Source organism: Flavobacterium sp. UBA6195 (assembly GCF_002422095.1).
Taxonomy (GTDB): domain Bacteria; phylum Bacteroidota; class Bacteroidia; order Flavobacteriales; family Flavobacteriaceae; genus Flavobacterium.
In genome coordinates, this window is the sequence record NZ_DITB01000113.1 from 1 (window position 1) to 5,851 (window position 5,851).

Consider the following 5,851-nt stretch of genomic DNA (forward strand, 5'->3'; position numbering starts at 1 on the left):
TCAAAGAAAACAAAATTGTAGAAGTTGGCACAAATGTTTCTATTCCAAAAGGAGCTACCATTATTGATGCTACAGAAAAAACAATTTATCCTTCATTCATCGAATTGTATAGTGAATTCGGAATTAACAAGCCTACTCCAAGACCTAGTGGTAACTTCACTCCTCAATACGATACCAATCGTGAAGGGTATTATTGGAACGACCACATCAAACCAGAATACAATGCGTATGAAAACTTAAGCTACGATTCAAAAACAGCAGGAAGTCTAAGAGAAGCTGGTTTTGGAACGGTTTTAAGTCATCACAATGATGGTGTTATTGCTGGAACCGGTTTGCTTTGGACCTTAAACGACTTCGGCACAAACGCTGATAGAATTGTAAAAAACAAAGTATCGCAACATTTTACATTTAGCAGAAGTAAATTTACAAAGCAAAGTTATCCTTCATCCATGATGGGAAGTATGGCTTTAATTCGTCAAGTATTTCATGATGCGAAATGGTATGCACAAGGAAACGCAACCAACAAAGATTTATCTTTAGAAGCTTTCAATGCGAACAAATCTTTATTGCAAATCTTTAATGCTGGAGATAAATTAAACGCATTAAGAGCAGACAAATTAGGAGATGAATTCGGAATAAAATACCTAATCAAAGGAGGCGGAAACGAATTTGAACGCATCGATGAAATTAAAAAATCAGGAGCAACTTTTATTATCCCATTAAATTTTCCAGATGCTTATGATGTTTCTGACCCCTATTTAGCACAACAAGTAAGTTTGAGCGATATGAAATTTTGGAATCAAGCTCCGTTCAACTTGAAAATTTTGGCTGAGAATAATGTACCTTTTGTACTTTCAACAGCTGATTTAAAAGAAACAAAATCGTTCTTATCAAACTTAAGAAAAGCCGTTTTATATGGTTTACCAAAAGACAAAGCGTTATTAGCCTTAACAGAAAATCCTGCAAAATTGATCAATCAATTTGATAAAATAGGTTCTATTTCAAAAGGAAAATTAGCGAACTTCATCATCGTTTCAGGTGATATTTTTGAAGACAAAAGCAACATCTTAGAAAACTGGGTGCAAGGAAATCGAAACATCATTGATAAAATCAATCCAACTGATATTAGAGGAACTTATGATTTAGTATTCGACAACCATAAATTCGAACTAAAAATTGAAGGTGAAACTTCAAAATTTGAAGCAAAAGCTATGAAAGATAGCATCAACTTTGGAACAAAAATTCAATTTAATGATCCTTGGGTGAATTTAGTAATCAAAAACCAAGATACTACAAAAGCAAATTTCGTTAGACTTTCAGGAACATTTGTAAAAGATATGATGCAAGGAAAAGCTGTTTTAGAAAACGGAAACGAAACTTCTTGGACAGCAACTAAGAGAACAGCTGAAGTTAAAGAGGATAAAAAGAATGACGACAAAAAAGACGAACCAAAAGTTCCTTCAATGTATGCTGTAACGTATCCAAATATTTCGTTTGGAACAGCTGAAAAACCAAAACAAGAAACTATTTTATTCAAAAATACAACCGTTTGGACAGGTGAAAAAGACGGAATTCTAAAAGAAACCGATGTTTTAATCCAAAACGGAAAAATTGCAAAAATTGGCAAAAACTTACCTTCAACTGGAGCAAAAGTAGTTGACGGAACTGGAAAACATTTAACGGCTGGAATCATTGATGAACACTCACATATTGCTATTTCAAATGGAGTAAATGAAGGTGGTCAAAATTCATCAGCAGAAGTTACCATTGAAGATGTTGTAAATTCAGATGATATTAATATTTACAGAAATTTGGCGGGTGGCGTTACTTCGGCTAACTTATTACATGGTTCTGCAAATCCAATTGGTGGTCGTGCGGCATTCATCAAATTAAAATGGGGTTATGCTCCAGACGAAATGTTAGTAAAAGATGCTCCAAAATACATCAAATTTGCTTTAGGTGAAAATGTAAAACAATCGAATTGGGGAGATTTCTCGAGAAACCGTTTCCCACAATCGCGTATGGGTGTGGAACAAGTATATGAAGATTATTTCACAAGAGCTATTGAATACAAAAATGAATGGGATACTTACAAATCAGGTAAAAATAAAAAAATGCCAAGATTTGATGTAGAAATGGAAGTTTTAGGCGAAATTTTAGCTAAAAAACGTTTCATCACGTGTCACTCTTATGTGCAATCAGAAATCAATATGTTGATGAAATTAGCTGAGCGTTATGGATTTAAAATTCAAACCTTTACACATATTTTAGAAGGATATAAATTAGCAGATAAAATGTCGGCTCATGGTGTTGCTGGTTCAACATTTGCAGATTGGTGGGCTTACAAATATGAAGTTAACGATGCCATTCCATACAATGCATCGATTATGATGAACGAAGGCGTAAAAGTTTCTATCAATTCAGATGATGCTGAAATGTCGAGACGTTTGAATCAAGAAGCTGCTAAAACGGTTAAATACGGAAACGTAACGGAAGAAGAAGCTTGGAATTTCGTAACCTTAAATCCAGCCAAAATTCTTCAAGTAGATAACAAAGTAGGAAGTATCAAAGTTGGTAAAGATGCCGATGTGGTACTTTGGTCAGATAGTCCATTATCAATCTACACAAGAGCAGAAAAAACGTTAGTAGACGGAATCATTTTCTATGATTTAGAAAAAGAAAAAGAGACTTTAGCATTGATTCAAAAAGAGCGCGCGGAACTTATCAATTTGATGTTAGACGCTAAAAACAAAGGAATGAAAACGCAATTACCTAAGAAAAAAGAAAACGGTCACTACCACTGTGATACCTTGGGAGAATATTGCAAAGAGTCTCACTACAAATACAACTAATGATGAAAAAATATATAGTTCTTTTATTTATTTCTTTGTTTGGGTTTGCCCAACAAACGCCAGCTCCAAAACAAAGCAAATCGATTTTAATCTTAGGTGCTAAAGCGCATTTAGGAAACGGACAAGTAATTGAAAATAGTTTAATTTCAATTATTGATGGAAAAATTACCAACATTGGTGATGCAACAGTAATGAAACCAGCCCAACACGATATTGTGATTGATGCTTCTGGAAAACACGTTTATCCTGGTTTTATTGCACCAAATTCAACTTTAGGTTTAGTTGAAATCGACGCCGTTAGAGCTTCAGATGATGAAAGTGAAATTGGTGAATTCAATCCGCATGTGAGAAGTATTATTGCTTACAATGCCGAATCTAAATTGGTAGAAACAACACGTCCAAATGGAGTTTTATTAGCACAAATTACTCCTAGAGGTGGCAGAATTCCTGGAACTTCATCTATTGTTCAACTAGATGCTTGGAACTGGGAAGACGCTTCGATTAAAACAGATGACGGAATTCACTTAAACTGGCCAAGAAGCTATTCAAGAGCGGGTTGGTGGGCAGAACCAGGAGGAATTGAAATGAACAAAAATTACGACCCACAAGTAAAGGCAATTCAAGAATATTTTGATAATGCTTTTGCTTATTTGGGAAGTAAAAATGTGAAAAAGGATATTCCTTACGAAGCTATGAAAGGTTTACAAACAGGAGAAAAATCTTTATACGTAAACGCAAATGGCGAAAAAGAAATTATTGATGCTGTTTTATTCAAAAAGAAAAACAACATCAAAAACATGGTTATTGTTGGTGGTTATTACGCATTTAAAGTGGCGAATTTATTAAAAGAGAATAACGTTTCGGTTTTATTAAAACGCGTTCACGATTTACCTTTATTAGAAGATGAAGATGTAAATTTACCATACAAAAATGCTAAAATATTAGTTGATGCAGGTGTTTTAGTTGCATTGCAAAATGCAGGCGACATGGAACGTATGCAAACAAGAAACTTACCATTTTATGCCGGAACTTGTGCCGCTTGGGGATTAACAAAAGAACAAGCATTACAATTAATCACAGGAAATTCTGCTAAAATTTTAGGAATTGACAACCAATACGGAACTTTAGAATCAGGCAAGAGTGCTACTTTATTTATTTCTGAAGGCGATGCTTTAGATATGAAAACCAATGTCATTTCATTAGCTTTTATTGATGGAAGACAAATCAGTTTAGAAAGTCACCATACCGAATTGTATCAACGTTATAAAGGAAAATTCGAACAACAAAAAAAATAAGACCAAAAGCCTTTCAGTAAATGAGAGGCTTTTTTTTGTACTTTTGCCTTATAATTTTTGATTCATGAAACAAATCACCTCGGTTCAAAATCCGTTTATCAAATCGTTAGTTCAATTACAAGAGAAGGCAAAAGTTCGTAAGCAAACAGGCACTTTTTTAATTGAAGGAAAACGCGAAATTGAATTGGCGCTAAAAGGTGGTTATGAATTAGAAACCATTCTATTTTTACCTGAAATCATTTCAGAAAAACAATTAAACGATTTAACGACTAAACCGTTAAATGTAATAGAAATATCTAAAGAAGTCTACCAAAAACTTGCTTATCGCGATACTACCGAAGGTATATTAGCAATTGCAAAAACCAAATCCTTAGCCTTATCCGATTTAAAACTTTCGAAAAATCCATTAATATTAGTTGGTGAATCTCTTGAAAAACCTGGAAACGTTGGTGCCATTTTAAGAACAGCTGATGCCGCAAACATTGATGCTGTTATCATTGCCAATCCAAAAAGTGATTTATACAATCCTAACATCGTTCGCTCTAGCGTAGGTTGTTTGTTTACCCGACAAATTGCTGTTGGAACTACTGAAGAAGTTATTGCTTATTTAAAATCAAATAACATTAATATTTATTCCGCTACTTTACAAGATTCAACCGAATATCATACCCAAAACTACACCACTCCCACTGCTTTAGTTGTGGGAACAGAAGCTACTGGTTTATCTGAAAAATGGCGAACCGAAAGCACCAAAAATATCATCATTCCTATGCAAGGCGAAATTGATTCAATGAATGTTTCAGTTGCAGCCGCTATTTTGTTGTTTGAAGCTAAAAGACAAAGACAATTTCAATAGCAAATTCAAAATTCAACTTCAAATATTTTTTCTTTACTCATTTCTATATTTTCACTATTGCACAATTAGAAAAATTAACTTACTTTTAGTTGGTTAAAGAAAATATATGACAGAATTAGAATTAGAAGCCGAAAACAAAGCCATTGCGCAAGAATATAAAGAATTACTTCGCATCAGTTATCAAACCCTTACAGATGAAGACAAAAAAATCATTCGTAAAGCATTTGATGTAGCTGTTGATGCTCATAAAGACCAACGCAGAAAATCGGGTGAAGCTTATATTTTCCATCCTATTGCTGTAGCTAAAATTGTAGCTAGAGACATTGGTTTGGGAGCAACTTCCATTGCGGCAGCTTTAATGCACGATGTAGTAGAAGATACTGACATTACGGTTCAGGATATTGAAAAAATGTTCAATCCGAAGATTGCTCAATTAGTGGAAGGCTTAACCAAAATTGCCAAAGTTAAAACCGATCAAGAAATATCAGTACAAGCGGAAAACTTCCGTAAAATGCTATTGACATTGAATGATGATGTTCGGGTAATTCTAATTAAAATTGCAGATAGATTGCACAACATGCAAACTATGGAAAGCATGGCCGATTACAAACAGGCAAAAATTGCTTCAGAAACATTATACATTTATGCGCCTCTAGCCCACCGTTTAGGTTTATATAATATTAAAACACAATTAGAAGATTTAGGATTAAAATATACAGAACCTGAAGTTTATAATGATATTGTTAGTAAAATAAAAGAAACCAAAGAAGAACAAGATACTTACATCAAAACTATTTCAGATGTTTTAAGCAAATCATTAACGGACGAGGGAATTGAATTCACTATAA

At 33.8% G+C, this 5,851-nt stretch carries 4 protein-coding genes; all 4 read left to right on the forward strand.

Features of this window, described 5'->3' with window-relative positions; translation table 11 throughout:
• Window positions 1-2,852: amidohydrolase family protein (locus tag B4I81_RS10125; RefSeq protein WP_291110282.1), on the forward strand; the 2,852-nt coding region annotated here is incomplete at its 5' end.
• A gap of 2 nt (window positions 2,853-2,854) precedes the next feature.
• Window positions 2,855-4,147 (forward strand): amidohydrolase family protein, encoded by a 1,293-nt coding sequence (locus B4I81_RS10130; protein ID WP_291110284.1) that lies wholly within the window; start codon window positions 2,855-2,857, stop codon window positions 4,145-4,147.
• A 64-nt stretch (window positions 4,148-4,211) separates the two neighbouring features.
• A complete protein-coding gene (locus B4I81_RS10135; protein ID WP_291110286.1) occupies window positions 4,212-5,003 on the forward strand; it encodes a TrmH family RNA methyltransferase in 792 nt (263 codons plus the stop codon).
• A 106-nt stretch (window positions 5,004-5,109) separates the two neighbouring features.
• A partial coding sequence (locus B4I81_RS10140; protein WP_291110288.1) for an HD domain-containing protein occupies window positions 5,110-5,851 on the forward strand: 742 nt, incomplete at its 3' end.

Excerpts from the sequence above, each read along its gene's own strand:
- B4I81_RS10130 (WP_291110284.1), top strand. The coding sequence starts at position 2,855 with ATGAAAAAATATATAGTTCTTTTATTTATTTCTTTGTTTGGGTTTGCC.
- B4I81_RS10135 (WP_291110286.1), top strand. The coding sequence starts at position 4,212 with ATGAAACAAATCACCTCGGTTCAAAATCCGTTTATCAAATCGTTAGTT.